Here is a 15,345-nt window from a genome sequence, read left to right as displayed (position 1 = left end):
GATGCGCGCGGGGCCTGTCATCGTCACGCGGCCGGCGCACGAAGCGGCGGCGTGGGTCCGTGATTTCCAGTCGGCCGGGCTCGAGGCCGTGGCGCTGCCGCTGATCGCCATCGCGCCTGCCCTCGATGTGGAGCCGCTGCGCGCCGCGTGGGCGCGGCTCGCGGACTACGCGGCGCTGATGTTCGTGAGCGCCACCGCCGTCGATCACTTCTTCCAGCACCGAGGCAGCTCGACCCTCGCCGGTTGCCGCTTCTGGGCCACCGGCCCCGGTACCGAGCGCGCACTGTTGCGTGCCGGCGTGCCGCCCGCCGCCATCGACGCCCCACCACCCGGCGCCACGCGCTTCGACTCCGAGGCGCTGTGGGCGCTGGCCCACGGGCAGGTGTCGCCGGGCGTGCGCGTGCTCATCGTGCGCGGCGGCGACGAAGCCGGCCAGCCGGCCGGGCGCCAATGGCTGGCCCGCGAGATCGATGCCGCCGGCGGCGTGCGCGACACCGTCGTGGCCTACCGGCGCCTGGCGCCCGCGCTAGACGAGGCGCAGCGCCGCATCGCGACCGAAGCTGCCGCCGGATATGGCATCTGGCTCTTCAGCAGCTCGGAGGCCATCGGCAACCTGCAGCGCGCCATGCCGGGCACCTCGTGGCAGGCCGCGCGCGCCATCGCCACGCATGCACGCATCGGCGAAGCCGCGCAGGCCGCGGGTTTCGGGGCGTTGCGTGTCTGCACACCCCTGCGGGAAGCGCTGATCGCGTCGATAGAATCCTTCGCATGAGCGCCGCGTCCCCGTCCGACGACCTTTCTCCCCCTTCCGCCGCCCCGGTGCAGGTGCCCGCCACGGTGGCGCCGCACCAGACGCCCGCCGCCCAGGCGGCCGCGGCCACCCTGCTGGCACGCATCGGCATGGGCCTCGTGGCCCTCGTGGCTCTGATCGCGCTGCTGTCGACCATCGCGCTGTGGCAGAAGGTCGGCGGCATGAAGGAACAGCTCGCGCGCCAGAGCGCCGAGGCCACCGCCCAGTCGATGGAAGCGCGCACGCTGGCGCGCCAGGCCAGCGACACGGTGCGCGACGCCGCCGCCCGCGTGGCCCTCATCGAGACCCGCGTGGCCGAAGTCGCGTTGCAGCGCTCTCAGCTGGAAGAACTCATTCAAAGCCTCTCGCGTTCGCGCGACGAGAACCTGGTGATCGACATCGAATCCGCCGTGCGCCTCGCGCTGCAGCAGGCACAGGTCACCGGCAGCCTCGAGCCGCTGCTCGCGGCGCTCAAGGCCGGCGACCTGCGCATCGCGCGCGCCGCGCAGCCCCGGCTCGCGCCCGTGCAGCGCGCCATGCAGCGCGATGCCGACCGCCTGCGCAGCAGCGCCAGCACCGACAGCGCCGAAGCGCTGCAGAAGCTCGACGAACTGGTGCGCAGCGTGGACGACCTGCCCACGCTCAATGCGGTGGCCGTTCGCGGCAACGGCGTCAACGCCTGGCGTCCCGAACCCATTCCCGCCGATGCGCCCTGGTGGCAGCGCGTGCTGCTGACGATCCGCGGCGAGGCCCGTTCGCTGGTGCGCGTGGGCCGCATCGAGAGCCCCGAGGCGGTGCTGCTGGCGCCCGAGCAGTCGTACTTCCTGCGCGAGAACCTCAAGCTCAAGCTGCTCAACGCGCGGCTGTCGCTGTTGTCGCGCCAGATGGACGCCGCGCGCGGCGAACTGGGCCAGGTCACCACATCGCTCAACCGCTATTTCGATCCGGCCTCGCGCCGCACGCAGGCCGCGGCCACGCAGCTGCAGCAACTGCAGCAGCTCGTGCGCAGCACGGAGCCGGTGCGCATCGACGACACGCTGGCCGCGCTGACCACCGCGGCCGCAGGGCGCTGATCCGTTCATGCGCGCTGCAATCTGGCTCCTCGCGCTGTTCGCCGTCGCTGCGGCGGTGGCGCTGTTCGCCGGCAACAACCAGGGCACGATCACCGTGTTCTGGCCGCCGTGGCGGGTCGATCTCTCGCTGAACCTCGTGCTCGTGATCCTGCTGCTGACCTTCGTGCTGCTGCACGTCGCGTTGCGCGCGCTCGCGGCGCTGTTCTCGCTGCCCACGCAGGCGCGCCACTGGCGGCTGCAGCAGAAGGAACGCATGCTGCACTCCGCCTTGCTCGATGCGATGGTGCAGCTGATCGCCGGCCGCTTCTCGCGCGCCCGCAAGGCCGCGCAAGCTGCGCTCACGCAGGAAAAAACACTGGCCGCGCTCGGCGCCGAGCTGCCGCAGGCGCAGCAGGTGCGTGTGCTGTCGCACCTGCTGGCCGCCGAAAGCGCGCAGGCCCTGCAGGACAAGGCCGCGCGCGACGCCCACCTGCAGCAGGCCCTCAACGAAAGCGCCGACCGCACCGTGCTCGCGAGCCCTGAAACCCGCGAAGGCGTGCAGCTGCGCGCCGCACGCTGGGCGCTCGACGACCGCGACCCCACGGCCGCGCTCGCACGGCTCGAAGAACTGCCGCAAGGCGCGCAGCGCCGCACGCTGGCGCTGCGGCTGCGGCTCAAGGCCGCGCGCCAGGACCGCCGCACGGTCGAGGCGCTCGACACCGCGCGCCTGCTGGCCAAGCACCGCGCCTTCTCCGACGCGGCGGCGCAAAGCATCGTGCGCGGCCTCGCGACCGAACTGCTGACCGGCGCGCACGACCCGGCGCAGCTGCTGCGTGCGTGGTCCGAACTCGATTCGGCCGAACGGCAGATGCCCGAGGTGGCCATCCACGCGGCCCAGCGCATGGTCGCGCTGCGCGGTGACTTGGCGCTGGCACGCGGCTGGCTGCTGCCGGCCTGGGAGCGCATGGTGGCGAACCCGCGCGGTCTCGGCGACGGGCTGCGCGTGAAGCTCACGCGCGCGCTCGAGGCGGGGCTCGATTCGGTCGACGCCGACTGGCTCGCACGCATCGAAAGCGCGCAGCGCAACAACCCGCGCGACGCCAACCTGCAGTACCTTGCCGGCATGGCCTGCATGAAGCGCCAGCTGTGGGGCAAGGCCCAGCAGCTGCTCACGCAGGCCGGGCTGGGCCTGCAGGACCCCGACCTCTACCGGCGCGCCTGGCTCGCGTTGGCCCAGCTGGCCGAGGCGCGCGAAGACCACGCGCAAGCAGCCGACGCGTGGAAGCGCGCGGCGCAGGTCGACAACACGCCCTGAGCGTTGTCTCGGTCCGCCGGCTTCAAGAGCATGCGGATTCCTTGGCGGTCGCCAGGCCCGTTGTTCGCACCGACGGCTTGCCATTGCCGAAGATCAGCAGGCTGAAGCCGGCCAGCACCCACACCCCGATGCCACCGTAGAGCATCACCCATCCGAAGCTGTTCACCAGCGCCGCATGCACGGCGGCGCCCGATGGGTCGGCCTGAGACAGCGCCGGAAAACTCTCGGTCAGCGACGCGAAACTGCCCGCCGCGACCTTCTCTGCCAGCGCGCGCAGCTGCACCGCGTCGAGCGACGCGGACAGGGCGCTCTTCAGGTGCGAGTGAATGCCTTCGAGCAGGAGGAAGCCCATCAGCGCGATGTTGATGGCCAGCGTGATCAGCCGTGCGCTCATGTCCATGCCCGAGGCCATGCCTGCGCGTGCACTCGACACCGAACCGGTGGTGGTGTTGGTCACGGGCGTGTTCGTCAGCCCCAGCCCGATGCCGGCCAGCAGGCAGCCGGGCAGCAGCGTGAGCCAGCTCGCATGCGCCACGCCGCTGCCCCAGCGCATCGCGATGAAGCCCAGCCCGATCACGAACAGCCCCGCCGGGATCACCACGCCAGGCCGGTAGCGCATCGACAGGCGCTCGGCCAGCGGCGGCAGCACGAGCGTGGGCAGCGTGTAGGCCAGCAGCGCCGAGCCGGCCGTGACGGCGTCGTAGCCCAGGCCGCTCTGGAAGTAGATCGGCAGGTAGATCATGAACGGCCAGAAGCTGAAGTTCATGCCGATGGAGCCGACAATCGAGCCCGAGAAATTGCGGATGCGGAACACCGAGAAGTCGAACATCGGGTGCGGGTTGATCTTCTCCACCCACACGAAGACCGCGAAGCAGGCCAGCGTCGCCACGAGGATGGCCACGGCCACAGGGCTCGCGAACCCGAGGCCCGGCCCCTGCGTGATGAAGTAGGTGAGGCCGAACACCGCGAGCGACAGCGTGACGATGCCCGGCAGGTCGAGCTGTTTCGCGTCGGGGTCGCTGGACTCTTCCACGCTGCCCAGGACCAGCGCCAGCGCCACCACGGCCAGCGGCACATGGACCAGGAACACCCATTGCCAGCTCGACAGCGCAACGATCGCGCCGCCGACGATCGGCCCGAAGCCCAGCCCCATGCCGAACACCACGCCCCAGATGGCGAAGGCCTTGCTGCGTTCCTTGCCTTCCTGGAACTGGTGCGAGAGCACCGCGAGCTGGCAGATCAGCATCGCGCCGCCGGCCAGGCCCTGCAGGAAGCGGCTGACGATCAGCACCGGCGCGTTGCCCGCGATGCCGCAGGCCAGCGAGGTGGCGCCGAACAGCACCACGCCGACGATCAGCACGCGCTTGCGGCCGTAGCGGTCGGCCAGCGTGCCGGCGGCCATCAGCACCGTGGTGCAGGCGATGGTGTAGGCGTTCATGATCCACTGCATGTCGCTGAAGTCGCCGTGCAGTGATTTTTCGAGCGTGGGAAGAATGACCGGCACGCTGGAGATTTCCAGGCCGAACATCAAGGCAATGAGGCAGACCGCGGACAGGGCGATCCGGTTCTTGCCGGCAGGGGAGAGGGACATCGGACGGTTTCCAAAAAGGCAGAGCGGCCGATTCTGGTGAAACCCTCTTCATGATGGAAATGATTTGATTTCCTAGAATTCATTAGGAAACATCATTTATTCAGGATCGCCATGGACTTCGACCCCACGCTGTTGCGCGCCTTCGTGGCCGTCAAGGAAACCGGCGGCTTCACGCGCGCCGCCGAGCGCCTGCACCTGACCCAGTCGGCCATCAGCCACCAGATCCGCAAGCTCGAAGAGCAGGTGGGCCGGCCGCTGCTGCACCGCACGACGCGCCGCCTCACGGTGACCGAGGACGGTGAAGACTTCCTGCGCTACGCGACGCAGATCCTGGACACGCTCGACGCGATGACGCGGCGCTTCCAGCCCTCGCCGATCTCGGGCGTGGTGCGCTTCGGCGTGCCGGACAACTTCATGGGCGACCGCCTGCCGCCGCTGCTCTCGCAGTTCGCGCGCGGGTTCCCGGCCGTGCGCATGGAGGTCTGCGTGAGCATGCACACCGACTTGCGCGCGGCCATCCGCGCCGGCGAGCTCGACCTCGCGGTCGTGATGTCGCCGCCCGACGTGGTGGAGGGCACCTGCCTGCGGCGCACGCAACTGGTGTGGGCCGCGGCCGAGGCCTTCGAGGCGCCGAAGGGCGCGTCGCTGCCGCTGGCCTTCTTTCCGAAGCCGTGCGTCAACCGGCAGGTGGCCGGGTCGGCGCTCGACCTCACGTCGTCGCTCGACTGGCACGTGGTCTTCACCTCGGCCAGCCCGCAGGGCATTCGCGCCGCGGTGCTGGCAGGGCTGGCGGTGACGGTGCTCACGCGCGAGGAGGTGGAGCCGGGCATGAAGATCGTCGACGGCCGCTACGGCCTGCCGCCGCTGCCGAGCGTGAACTTCTCGCTGATCTGGAGCGAGAACGGCAAGACGCCGTGCGCCTGCCGCTTCGGGCAACTGATCCTGGAGATGCCGGACCTGCCTGGTGTCGAGGCGCTGCCGCAGCAGGCCTGAACTCCGAAGCAAAAAAAAACGGCGCCACGAAGGCGCCGTTTTCATTTGCGAGGAGGCAGGGCTCAGAGCGAGCGCTGCTGTTCCTGCGGCTGCTGTTGTTGCTGCTCGAACGGCAGCGACATCGAGCCGAGGTCGCGGCGGGTTTCGACCAGAACCAGCGGGCCTTCGTCGAGCACGATCACCGGCGGGCGTTCGCGCGGCACGTGCACCGGCTTCGGCTCGGCGGCGATCGCGGCGCGCGCCTGCGCGATGCGTTCGGCGTCCGAGTTGACCCACTGCAGGCCCGAGCTTTCGGCAATCTGCGCGAGCTCGTTCAGCGGCAGTTCGAAGGCCTGCACCTTGGGCAGTGCGCGGCCGTTGCCGGCGGGCGCTGCTGCTGCGGGCTTGGCTGCGGCTTCGACCACGATGGGCGCTGCGACGGGTGCCGGTGCCGGTGCGGCGGGGCGCTCGAAGCGCGGCTGCTCCTGCACCTGCGGCGCGGGTTCGCGCACTTCGACCGCGGTGGCGACCACGGCCACTGCAGCGGCTTCCGCCACCAGCGGCAGTTGCTGCTGCGGCTGGCGCTCGGCCTGGCCTTCGGCAGCCACGGCGCCTTCGGCGACCGGTGCGGCGTCTGCGCCGTTGGCTTCGTTGCCACCGTTGCCGGCGTCGTCACGCGGACCGCGTTCGCGGCGGTCACGGCCGTAACGGTCGCGCGAACGGCCGCGGCGCTCTTCGCCTTCGCGGCGCGGGGCTTGCTGCTCGTTGCCTTCGTTGTTGCCTTGCTCGGCATCGCCGGCGGCAGCCGATTCGGCCACGCGTGCATCGCCTTCGTTGGCGGCAGGCGCGTCGTTGCGGCGCTCGCGGCGGCCGTCGTTGCGCTCACCGCGCGGGCCGCGCGACTCGTCGCCACGGCCGTTGCGGGGCTGGCGCTCGCCGTCGCCGGCGGTGGCTTCATCGCGCGGCTGTTGCTGCTGTGCGTCGCCGTTGCGCTCACCGCGCTCGTTGCGTTCGCCGCCACGTTCACCACGCTCGCCGCGCTCACGGCGCTCGCCGCGGGCGCGGGGTGCGCGTTCCGCTGCGGCATTGCCGTTTTCGTCGCCGCCGGGTGCCGGCTGCTGTTGTTGCGCGTCGAGGTTCAGGTTGCCGTCGAGCAGGGCTTCGGCCGGCGCGTTGCGGCCTTCGCCACCTTCGCGGCGCTCGCCGCGACCGCCACGGCGTTGTTCGCCGTCGCGCGGTGCGCGTGCTTCACGGGGCTCGCGTTGCTCGCGTGCCGGGTTGGTGCTGTCGTTGCGCTGCTCGGTGTTGCGAGCCTCGCCGCGGCGTTCGCCACCGCCGCCTTCACGGCGCTCGCCGCCGCGTCCGCCACGGCGGTCGCCGTCGCGTCCACCCGAACGGCCGCCGCCTTCGCCACGGCTTTCGCCGCCGCGTCCGCCGCGGCGCTGTTCGCCGTCGGCGCCACGTGCACCGCGCGTTTCGCCGTCACGGCCCGGGCGACCGCCTTCGCGGCGGGGCTTCGGTGCTTCGACCGGAATGGCGCTGGGCGCCGGTGCCGGTGCGGGTGCCGGCGAGGCGCCGCCGAAGAAGCTCTTGATCCAGGCCATGAAGCCGGTCTGTGCCGGGGCCGGAGCGACCACCGCGGGCGGGGCCACCGGGGCGGGAGCGGGCGCAGCGCGCACCGCTTCGGGCTTGGGCGGCACCACCGGCGCGGGTGCGTCGGGCAGCACGCCCTTGATGACCGGCGTCTGCTTGTTGGTGGGTTCTTGCGAACGGCGCGTGACCGAGGTCGGGTCTTCGATCTCGTCGGCCATCTTGTAGCTGGCTTCGATGTGGTCCAGGCGCGGATCGTCGTGCTTCAGGCGCTCGAGCTTGTAGTTCGGCGTTTCGAGCGTCTTGTTGGGCACCATCAGCACGGTGACGCGCTGCTTGAGCTCGATCTTGGCGATTTCGGGACGCTTTTCGTTCAGCAGGAACGAAGCGACTTCCACGGGCACCTGCACATGCACGGCGGCCGTGTTGTCCTTCATGGACTCTTCCTGAATGATGCGCAGGATCTGCAGCGCGCTCGATTCGGTGTCGCGGATGTGGCCCGAGCCGCCGCAGCGGGGGCAGGGGATCGACGAACCTTCGGACAGCGCCGGCTTCAGGCGCTGGCGGCTCATTTCCATCAGGCCGAACTTGCTGATCGAGCCGAACTGCACGCGGGCGCGGTCTTGCCGGAGCGCGTCGCGCAGGCGGCTTTCGACTTCGCGGCGGTTCTTCGACTCGTCCATGTCGATGAAGTCGATGACGATCAGTCCGCCCAGGTCGCGCAGGCGCATCTGGCGGGCCACTTCGTCGGCGGCTTCGAGGTTGGTGCGGGTGGCGGTTTCTTCGATGTCGCCGCCCTTGATGGCGCGGGCCGAGTTCACGTCGACCGACACCAGTGCTTCGGTGTGGTCGATCACGATGGCGCCGCCCGAAGGCAGCTGCACGGTGCGGGCGTAGGCCGACTCGATCTGGTGCTCGATCTGGAAGCGGCTGAACAGCGCCGCGTCGTCGCGGTAGCGCTTCACGCGGGCGGCATGCTCGGGCATGACGTGCGCCATGAACTGCTGCGCCTGGTCGTAGATGTCGTCGGTGTCGATCAGGATGTCGCCGATGTCGTGATTGAAGTAATCACGGATGGCGCGGATGACGAGCGACGATTCCTGGTAGATCAGGAAGGCGCCCTTGCCGCCCTTGGCCGCGCCGTCGATGGCGGTCCACAGCTTGAGCAGGTAGTTCAGGTCCCACTGGAGTTCGGGCGCCGAGCGGCCGATGCCGGCGGTGCGCGCGATGATGCTCATGCCCTTCGGGTACTCGAGCTGGTCCATCGCCTCCTTGAGTTCGGCGCGGTCGTCGCCCTCGATGCGGCGCGACACGCCACCGCCACGGGGGTTGTTGGGCATCAGCACGACATAGCGGCCGGCCAGCGAGATGAAGGTGGTGAGGGCTGCGCCCTTGTTGCCGCGTTCTTCCTTTTCGACCTGGACGGTGAGTTCCTGGCCTTCACGGATCACGTCCTGGATGCGGGCCTGGCTGGCCGACACGCCTTCGGCGAAGTACTGCTTGGAGATTTCCTTGAACGGCAGGAAGCCGTGGCGGTCTTCGCCGTAGTCGACGAAACAGGCTTCGAGCGACGGCTCGACGCGGGTCACGACCGCCTTGTAGATGTTGCCCTTGCGCTGTTCGCGCCCTTCGATTTCGATTTCGTAGTCGAGCAGTTTCTGCCCGTCGACGATGGCCAGGCGGCGTTCTTCGGCCTGCGTGGCATTGATCAGCATCCGCTTCATGATGCGTTGTCCTTATATGTATCGTTCTACCGGCTCATGACGAGCCAACGATGCACGGACGACGCCCGCGAAACCAGGGAATTGCCGCTTGGCCCCGGATGCTGTGACTGCCGCGCCAGGCGCGAGCAGGCCTCTCGAGCGTCAGCTCAAGAAGACAGCCGGGGTGGGGGCGCGTGGATGGGCGCGAGCCAGATTCGGTGTTGGGTAGCTATCTTTTTGATAGCCGATTGCGCAAGGGTGGCGCGCACTGCGGGCGATTCAATGCCTGAGGCGACTGGTCGAAACCAGGTCGACCAGCGCAGGCATATTTGAATCAGCAGCATCAACACAACAAGGGACTCGCTTCGATCCGCCTGCAGCTTGGAAGCTGCAGGCTGGGTATTCCGTATCGGTGTTTCGTGGGTGTCGGCTTGACTTGGGTGCCTGGCCTGCCACTTTGCGCGATTGCGCGGGGTTTGCGGGCTGGACGCCAAAGCGGCATCGACCTCACAGCATGGTCGTCAGTGCTCTAAACTTCTGTCTAATCAAGCACTTACACGACCGCGCTGGTGAAAAACATTATAGGTGCGAAGAAAAGCCCCGCGGGGGCTCCAAATCCCGCGGATCGACCCGCGGGCGCCGACACCGGCACGCCGCACGCCGCCATCCACTTCCTGACCGTCGACGCCGAATCCGCCGGGCAACGGCTCGACAACTTCCTGTTTCGCCATCTGAAAGGCGTGCCGAAGACGCACGTCTACCGGATCATCCGGTCGGGCGAAGTGCGCATCAACAAGGGCCGGGCCCAGGCCGAGACCCGCATCGAAGACGGTGACCTGGTCCGGATTCCGCCGGTCCGCATATCGCCGCGCGCCGAAGAGGGCGCCACGCCGCCCGCGCCGGCGCGCGAGTTTCCGGTGCTGCTCGAAGACGAGGCCGTGCTGGCCATCGACAAGCCGGCCGGCGTGGCGGTGCACGGCGGCAGCGGCGTGAGCTTCGGCGTGATCGAGCAATTGCGCACGGCCCGTCCGGGCGCCAAGTTCCTGGAACTGGTGCACCGGCTCGACCGCGAAACCTCCGGCATCCTGCTGGTCGCCAAGAAGCGCAGCGCACTGGTGGCATTGCAGGACCAGTTTCGCGAGCGCGAGACCGGCAAGACCTACCTGGCGCTGGTCGAAGGCGACTGGCCCGCCAACAAGAAGGTGCTCGACGCGCCGCTGGCCAAGTACCTGCTGCCCGACGGCTCGGGCGCCGGTGCCGGCGAACGCCGCGTGCGCGTGGTCGCCAAGGACCACCCCGACGCCATGCGGGCCGTCACGCTGGTGCGCGTGCTGGCCCGCCTCAGCCTGCCGGGCGACGCCACGCCGCTGTCATTGCTGGCGGTGACCATCAAGACCGGGCGCACCCACCAGATCCGCGTGCACCTGGCCTCGGCCGGGCATCCGATTGCCGGCGACGACAAATATGGCGAGTCCGAGCGCCAGCGCGCCTTGCACAAACTCGGCCTCAAGCGCATGTTCCTGCATGCGTGGCGGCTGCAATTCAACCACCCGGCCAGCGGCGAGCGCATTGCGCTGCAGGCCGGGCTGCCGCCAGAGCTGCATGCGCTGATGTCGCGTGCGGCGCTCGAGGCGATGGCCCAACACCCCACCCCCACGGCCCATGACTGATTCTTCCGCCCGCCCTGCACGTTCCCCTCGCTTCGACCTGATCGCCTTCGACTGGGACGGCACGCTCTACGACTCCACCCGCCTGATCGTGCGCTGCATCCAGGCGGCCGTGGTCGATGTCGGCGGCGCCAAGCCCAGCGAGGACGATGCCGCCTGGGTGATCGGCCTGGGCCTGGCCGAGGCGCTCGCGCGCGCGGCGCCCGACGTGCCCAAGGAAAAGTACCCCGAGCTTGGCGCCCGCTACCGCTACCACTTCCTGCAGCACCAGGACGACCTCGTGCTGTTCGACGGCGTGCTGCCCATGCTCGACGCGCTGCGCGCGCGCGGCCACAAGCTGGCCGTGGCCACGGGCAAGTCGCGCCGCGGCCTCAACGAGGCCCTGAAGACGGTGGCGCTGCGCGACCGCTTCGACGCCTCGCGCACCGCCGACGAAACCTTCGGCAAGCCGCATCCGCGCATGCTGCTCGAACTCATGGAAGAGCTCGACGTGCCGGCCGAGCGCACGCTGATGATCGGCGACACCACGCACGACCTGCAGCTGGCGCAGAACGCCGGCTGCGCCAGCGTGGGCGTGGGCTTCGGCGCGCACGCGTCGTCGACCTTCGACGAATTCAAGCCGCTGTACGTGGCGCAGTCGATCGCCGAGCTGCAGGCCTGGCTGCTCGACAACGCCTGAGGGACGCTGCATGAGCGACCAGCGCATCCCGTTGTGCAATGCCTCGGACCTGGTCGAGGGCGGCAACGCCGTTCCCTTCGACGTGGTCCACGGCGGCGAAACCTGCCGTGCCTTCGCGGTGCGCTTCGAGGGCCTGCCGCATGCGTACCTCAACCGCTGCAGCCATGTGGCGATGGAGATGGACTTCCAGCCCGACCGCTTCTTCGACGACAGCGGCCAGTGGCTGCTGTGCGCCACCCATGGCGCCGTCTACAAGCCCGACACCGGCGAATGCGCGGGCGGGCCCTGCCGCGGCGGGCTCGTGAAGATCGCGCTGAGCGAAGAAGACGGCGTGGTGCACTGGCATACTGACTGGAACCTCCAACCTCTTTCCTTCTGACATGACCGATCCGAACCGCAGGGAACCCCAGGGTTTCGAACCGCTGGAGCCGGCCGTCCCCCTCACGACATCCCAAGACAGCCCCCGCACCATGGCCCAAGACCCCACGCAGCGCCCCGGGTGGGAGCGCGCCACGCTCGAGAAACTCGCGTTCGCCTCCCTGAATGAGCAGAAGGCCACGCGCCGCTGGAAGACCTTCGTGCGCCTGGGCTGGCTGGCCTTCTTCGTGTTCCTGGCCTGGTTCGCGTTCTCGCGCAGCACGCCCAGCACCGCCAAGACCACGGCCCACACGGCCGTCGTCGAGATCAAGGGCGAGATCGCCAACGGCGGCGACGCCAGCGCCGAGTTCGTGATCGCCGCCATGAAGACGGCCTTCGAGGACGAGGGCGCCAAGGGCGTGGTACTGCTGATCAACTCGCCCGGCGGCAGCCCGGTGCAGGCCGGCATCATCAACGACGAGATCAAGCGCCTGAAGGCCAAGCACAAGAAGCCGGTCTACGCGGTGGTCGAAGAAACCTGCGCCTCGGCGGCGTACTACATCGCTGCGGCCGCCGACAAAATCTTCGTCGACAAGGCCAGCATCGTCGGCAGCATCGGCGTGCTGATGGACGGCTTCGGCTTCACCGGCGTGATGGAAAAGGTCGGCGTCGAGCGCCGCCTGCTGACGGCCGGTGAAAACAAGGGCTTCCTCGATCCGTTCAGCCCGATGAATGATGCGCAGCGCGCGCACGCCCAGGCGATGCTCAACCAGATCCACACCCAGTTCATCAACGTGGTGAAGACCGGCCGTGGCGACCGCCTCAAGCTCGACACCCCGGGCCTGTTCAGTGGCCTGTTCTGGAGCGGCGAGCAGGCCGTGGAGTTCGGCCTGGCCGACCAGCTGGGCAACGTCGACTTCGTGGCACGCGAGGTGATCAAGGCCGAGGAAGTCATCGACTACACGCGCCGCGACAACGTGGCCGAGAAGCTGGCCAAGAAGTTCGGCGCCGCCATGGGCGCGGCCTCGGTGAGTGCGCTGAAGACCTCGCCGGCGCTGCGCTGAGCGCGGCTTTTGTCAGGCGGCGCTGCTGTCGCCGCTGCCGGTGAACCGGGCCGAGGCCGCCAGCGCGGCGGCAAAGGCCACCACCACATAGAGCGCGGCGGTCAGCGAGCTGACCCGCGCCAGCAGGCCGATCACCGCGGGCCCTGCCATGAACCCCAGGTAAGCGATGGCCGACACGGCGGCGATGCCGTTGGCAGGCGCCACGCCCGGCACGCGGGCCGAGGCGCCGAACAGGATCGGCACCACGTTCGCGAAACCAACGCCGACGCCTGCGAAGCCCAGCAAGGCGAGCCAGGGCAGGTCGGTCAGCAGCACCAGCGTCATCGCCCCGGCCGCGAGCAGGCCGCTGCCGCGTAGCAAGGCCGTGGGGGAGAAGCGGGCGCGCATCGCGTCGCCGCCGAAACGCGCGGCTGCCATCGCGGCGGAAAAGCTCGCATAGGCCAGCGCGGCCTGCTGCTGCGGGCTGCCCAGTTCCTGCTGCATGTAGAGCACGCTCCAGTCGTAGATGGCGCCCTCGGCGATCAGCCCCAGCGCGGCCAGCACGCCGAGCACCGCGAGCACACCGCGCGGCAGGCGAAAGCCGTGGTCCGCTGCAGCCGCGCCGCCGGCGGGTGCGGCCGGCGTGGGCAGCATGCGCGTCGACGCGATTGCGACCAGCCCGATCATCACCACGGCCACCGTCCACAAGTGGGTCTGCGGCGCCATGCCGGCGGCCAGCGCCGCGCTGCCGCTCGCGGCACCGACCATGCCGCCGAGGCTGAACATGCCGTGCATGCCGCTCATCAACGGCTGATTGCCGCGCAGTTCGAGCTGCGCAGCCTCGGTATTGATCGCCACGTCGAACACGCTGGTGACCAGGCCGAACACCGCCAGCAGGCCCAGCAGCGCAGCGTAGCCCGGCATCGCGATGAGGCCGGCGATCAGCAGTGCGTAGATGCAGCCGCAGAGTGCGGCCATACAACGCGGGCCGTGGCGGCCGATCCAGCGCCCGGCGCTGGTCAGGCCCACCATCGCGCCGGCGCCGGCCGCGAGCATGGCGAGCCCGAGCTGCGCCTCGTCGATGGCGTAGTGCGCCTTGACCGTCGGCACGTGCACGCCCCAGGTCGCGAAGATGAAGCCTGACGCGAAGAACTGGGCGCGCGACGCCCAGCGCGTACCGGCCGTGACGCCCGGCCCCACCCTCAGCGCCCGATCGCGAACACGGCGGGCAGGCGCTCGTCGGTCGTGGCCTGCGGCTTGGCGGCGCGCCAGGCTTTCACCGTCTCGCTGCGCACCTGCGCGGTCGCCAGCGTCAGGCCGCGCGCGACGGCGAGCCGGGTGTTGTGCTGCAGCGTCTGCACCAGCGCCTGCAGCAGGGCCGCGTTGCGGTACGGCGTTTCGATGAAGAGCTGCGTCTGGCCGGTCTTGAGTGCGAGCGCTTCGAGCTCGCGGATGCGCGCCTGGCGTTCGCCGCCGTCCTGCGGCAGGTAGCCGACAAAGGCGAAGTTCTGTCCGTTCAGGCCGCTTGCTGCGAGGGCCAGCAGCAAAGACACCGGCCCGGTGAGCGGCGCGACGGTGATGCCCAGGTCGTGCGCGGCGCGTGCCACCGACGAGCCCGGGTCGGCCACCGCGGGCATGCCGGCTTCGCTCAGCAGGCCGACGTCGTGGCCTGCGAGCGCGGCGGCCAGCAGGGGGCGGGCGTCGAACTGGCCGGCGTGGTCGCCTTTCTTGTGCACTTCGCGCGGCAGTTCCTGGATGTTCTGCGCCTGCAGCGGCGCGGCCAGCGGCACGACGGCATCGATGCGCTTCAGGTAGGCGCGGGCCGACTTGGCGTTCTCGCAGATCCAGTGCGTGATGCCGGCGGCGGCCTGCAGCGTGCCCAGCGGCAGGGCGTCCTGCAGCGGGGCCTGGAGATCGCAGCCGAAATCGAGCGGCGCGGGGACGAGGTAGAGCTTGCCTTTGGTGGTCACAGCAGGTCGACCCCCGCGGCGCGCAGCATCCGGCAGGTGCGGATCAGGGGCAGGCCGACCAGCGCGGTCGGGTCGTCGCTGTCGATGGCATCGAGCAGCGCGATGCCGAAGCCCTCGCTCTTGGCGCTGCCGGCGCAGTCGTAGGGCTGTTCGGCTAATAGATAGCGCTCGATGGCGGTGTCGGAAAGGTCGCGGAACACCACGCGCACGGGGGCGATGTCGCGCTGGACGAAGCCCGTGGCGTGGCAAACGACGGCCACGGCGGTCTGGAAGATCAGCGTCTGGCCGCGCATGCGGCGCAGCTGGGCGGTGGCCCGTGCGTGGTCGCCGGGCTTGCCGAGCGCGTCGCCCGCCAGGTCGGCGACCTGGTCGGAGCCGATCACCACCGCGTCGGGAAAGCGCGCGGCCACGGCGTTGGCCTTTTCCAGTGCCAGGCGCTCGGCCAGCGCGCGGGGCGTTTCGCCGTCGAGCGGGGTTTCGTCGACTTCGGGGGCGTGCACCTCGAAGGGCAGATGGAGGCGGGTGAGCAGTTCGCGCCGGTAGCGCGAGGTCGAGGCGAGGATCACGGTGCGTTGCATGCAGCGATTGTGCGTGAGCGACCGGACCCGACCGGCTC

At 69.8% G+C, this 15,345-nt stretch carries 13 protein-coding genes; 8 read left to right on the top strand and 5 right to left on the bottom strand.

What is annotated here, in order from left to right:
- The first annotated feature begins 1 nt into the window (after position 1).
- The 3 genes from AC07O4_RS14700 to AC07O4_RS14690 are packed head-to-tail and all read left to right on the top strand — an operon-like array spanning position 2 to position 3,157.
- Positions 2-772 (top strand): uroporphyrinogen-III synthase, encoded by a 771-nt coding sequence (locus AC07O4_RS14700; RefSeq protein ID WP_495304931.1) that lies wholly within the window; start codon positions 2-4, stop codon positions 770-772.
- Positions 769-1,863, top strand: a complete 1,095-nt coding sequence (locus tag AC07O4_RS14695; RefSeq protein ID WP_062482753.1) for a uroporphyrinogen-III C-methyltransferase — start codon at positions 769-771, stop codon at positions 1,861-1,863. The genes AC07O4_RS14700 and AC07O4_RS14695 overlap by 4 nt, the downstream gene beginning before the upstream one ends.
- A 7-nt stretch (positions 1,864-1,870) precedes the next feature.
- Positions 1,871-3,157 carry a heme biosynthesis protein HemY gene (locus tag AC07O4_RS14690; RefSeq protein ID WP_062482750.1) on the top strand — a complete coding sequence of 429 codons (1,287 nt, stop codon included), beginning with the start codon at positions 1,871-1,873 and terminating at the stop codon, positions 3,155-3,157.
- 22 nt (positions 3,158-3,179) lie between these two features.
- Here AC07O4_RS14690 and AC07O4_RS14685 read toward each other — a convergent pair whose 3' ends face one another.
- The gene (locus AC07O4_RS14685) at positions 3,180-4,748 is read right to left on the bottom strand and encodes an MFS transporter (RefSeq protein WP_495304930.1); all 1,569 of its coding nucleotides are present in this window, start codon (positions 4,746-4,748) and stop codon (positions 3,180-3,182) included.
- 111 nt (positions 4,749-4,859) lie between these two features.
- Here AC07O4_RS14685 and AC07O4_RS14680 point away from each other — a divergent pair, with 111 nt between their 5' ends.
- Positions 4,860-5,741 (top strand): LysR family transcriptional regulator, encoded by an 882-nt coding sequence (locus AC07O4_RS14680; protein WP_487849001.1) that lies wholly within the window; start codon positions 4,860-4,862, stop codon positions 5,739-5,741.
- Between the two features lie 62 nt (positions 5,742-5,803).
- Here AC07O4_RS14680 and AC07O4_RS14675 read toward each other — a convergent pair whose 3' ends face one another.
- A complete protein-coding gene (locus AC07O4_RS14675) occupies positions 5,804-9,034 on the bottom strand; it encodes an Rne/Rng family ribonuclease (RefSeq protein ID WP_495304929.1) in 3,231 nt (1,076 codons plus the stop codon).
- 548 nt (positions 9,035-9,582) lie between these two features.
- Here AC07O4_RS14675 and AC07O4_RS14670 point away from each other — a divergent pair.
- The 4 genes from AC07O4_RS14670 to AC07O4_RS14655 are packed head-to-tail and all read left to right on the top strand — an operon-like array spanning position 9,583 to position 12,780.
- Positions 9,583-10,683, top strand: coding sequence for an RluA family pseudouridine synthase (locus AC07O4_RS14670; protein WP_159273189.1), 1,101 nt, complete (start codon positions 9,583-9,585; stop codon positions 10,681-10,683).
- Entirely contained in the window at positions 10,676-11,359 is a 684-nt protein-coding gene (locus tag AC07O4_RS14665; RefSeq protein WP_099795552.1) for an HAD family hydrolase, read from the top strand. Before AC07O4_RS14670 ends, AC07O4_RS14665 begins: the two co-directional genes overlap by 8 nt.
- A gap of 10 nt (positions 11,360-11,369) precedes the next feature.
- Positions 11,370-11,738: a Rieske (2Fe-2S) protein gene (locus AC07O4_RS14660; RefSeq protein WP_062475569.1), complete on the top strand. Its 369-nt coding sequence runs from the start codon at positions 11,370-11,372 to the stop codon at positions 11,736-11,738.
- 1 nt (position 11,739) lies between these two features.
- A complete protein-coding gene (locus AC07O4_RS14655; protein ID WP_095949576.1) occupies positions 11,740-12,780 on the top strand; it encodes a S49 family peptidase in 1,041 nt (346 codons plus the stop codon).
- 12 nt (positions 12,781-12,792) lie between these two features.
- Here AC07O4_RS14655 and AC07O4_RS14650 read toward each other — a convergent pair whose 3' ends face one another.
- Genes AC07O4_RS14650 through AC07O4_RS14640 form a run of 3 tightly spaced genes read right to left on the bottom strand, consistent with a single transcriptional unit; the run spans position 12,793 to position 15,307 of the window.
- Complete coding sequence (locus AC07O4_RS14650) at positions 12,793-13,959, bottom strand: MFS transporter (protein WP_495304928.1); 1,167 nt, start codon at positions 13,957-13,959, stop codon at positions 12,793-12,795.
- Positions 13,960-13,961: 2 nt separating this feature from the next.
- Positions 13,962-14,729: an SAM-dependent methyltransferase gene (locus tag AC07O4_RS14645; protein ID WP_495304927.1), complete on the bottom strand. Its 768-nt coding sequence runs from the start codon at positions 14,727-14,729 to the stop codon at positions 13,962-13,964.
- Positions 14,726-15,307, bottom strand: a complete 582-nt coding sequence (locus AC07O4_RS14640; protein WP_159275627.1) for a Maf family protein — start codon at positions 15,305-15,307, stop codon at positions 14,726-14,728. Before AC07O4_RS14640 ends, AC07O4_RS14645 begins: the two co-directional genes overlap by 4 nt.
- Positions 15,308-15,345: the final 38 nt, after the last annotated feature.

Source organism: Variovorax sp. GW821-FHT09D04 (assembly GCF_059416405.1).
The sequence above is the reverse complement of the archived record's forward strand: the minus strand, read 5'-3'. Positions and strand labels throughout refer to the sequence as shown.

What these genes read in the sequence shown, in the direction of transcription:
- AC07O4_RS14675 (WP_495304929.1), bottom strand. Translation starts at nt 9,034, where the DNA reads ATGAAGCGGATGCTGATCAATGCCACGCAGGCCGAAGAACGCCGCCTG.
- AC07O4_RS14665 (WP_099795552.1), top strand. Translation starts at nt 10,676, where the DNA reads ATGACTGATTCTTCCGCCCGCCCTGCACGTTCCCCTCGCTTCGACCTG.
- AC07O4_RS14690 (WP_062482750.1), top strand. Translation starts at nt 1,871, where the DNA reads ATGCGCGCTGCAATCTGGCTCCTCGCGCTGTTCGCCGTCGCTGCGGCG.
- AC07O4_RS14695 (WP_062482753.1), top strand. Translation starts at nt 769, where the DNA reads ATGAGCGCCGCGTCCCCGTCCGACGACCTTTCTCCCCCTTCCGCCGCC.
- AC07O4_RS14700 (WP_495304931.1), top strand. Translation starts at nt 2, where the DNA reads ATGCGCGCGGGGCCTGTCATCGTCACGCGGCCGGCGCACGAAGCGGCG.
- AC07O4_RS14655 (WP_095949576.1), top strand. Translation starts at nt 11,740, where the DNA reads ATGACCGATCCGAACCGCAGGGAACCCCAGGGTTTCGAACCGCTGGAG.
- AC07O4_RS14660 (WP_062475569.1), top strand. Translation starts at nt 11,370, where the DNA reads ATGAGCGACCAGCGCATCCCGTTGTGCAATGCCTCGGACCTGGTCGAG.
- AC07O4_RS14685 (WP_495304930.1), bottom strand. Translation starts at nt 4,748, where the DNA reads ATGTCCCTCTCCCCTGCCGGCAAGAACCGGATCGCCCTGTCCGCGGTC.
- AC07O4_RS14640 (WP_159275627.1), bottom strand. Translation starts at nt 15,307, where the DNA reads ATGCAACGCACCGTGATCCTCGCCTCGACCTCGCGCTACCGGCGCGAA.
- AC07O4_RS14680 (WP_487849001.1), top strand. Translation starts at nt 4,860, where the DNA reads ATGGACTTCGACCCCACGCTGTTGCGCGCCTTCGTGGCCGTCAAGGAA.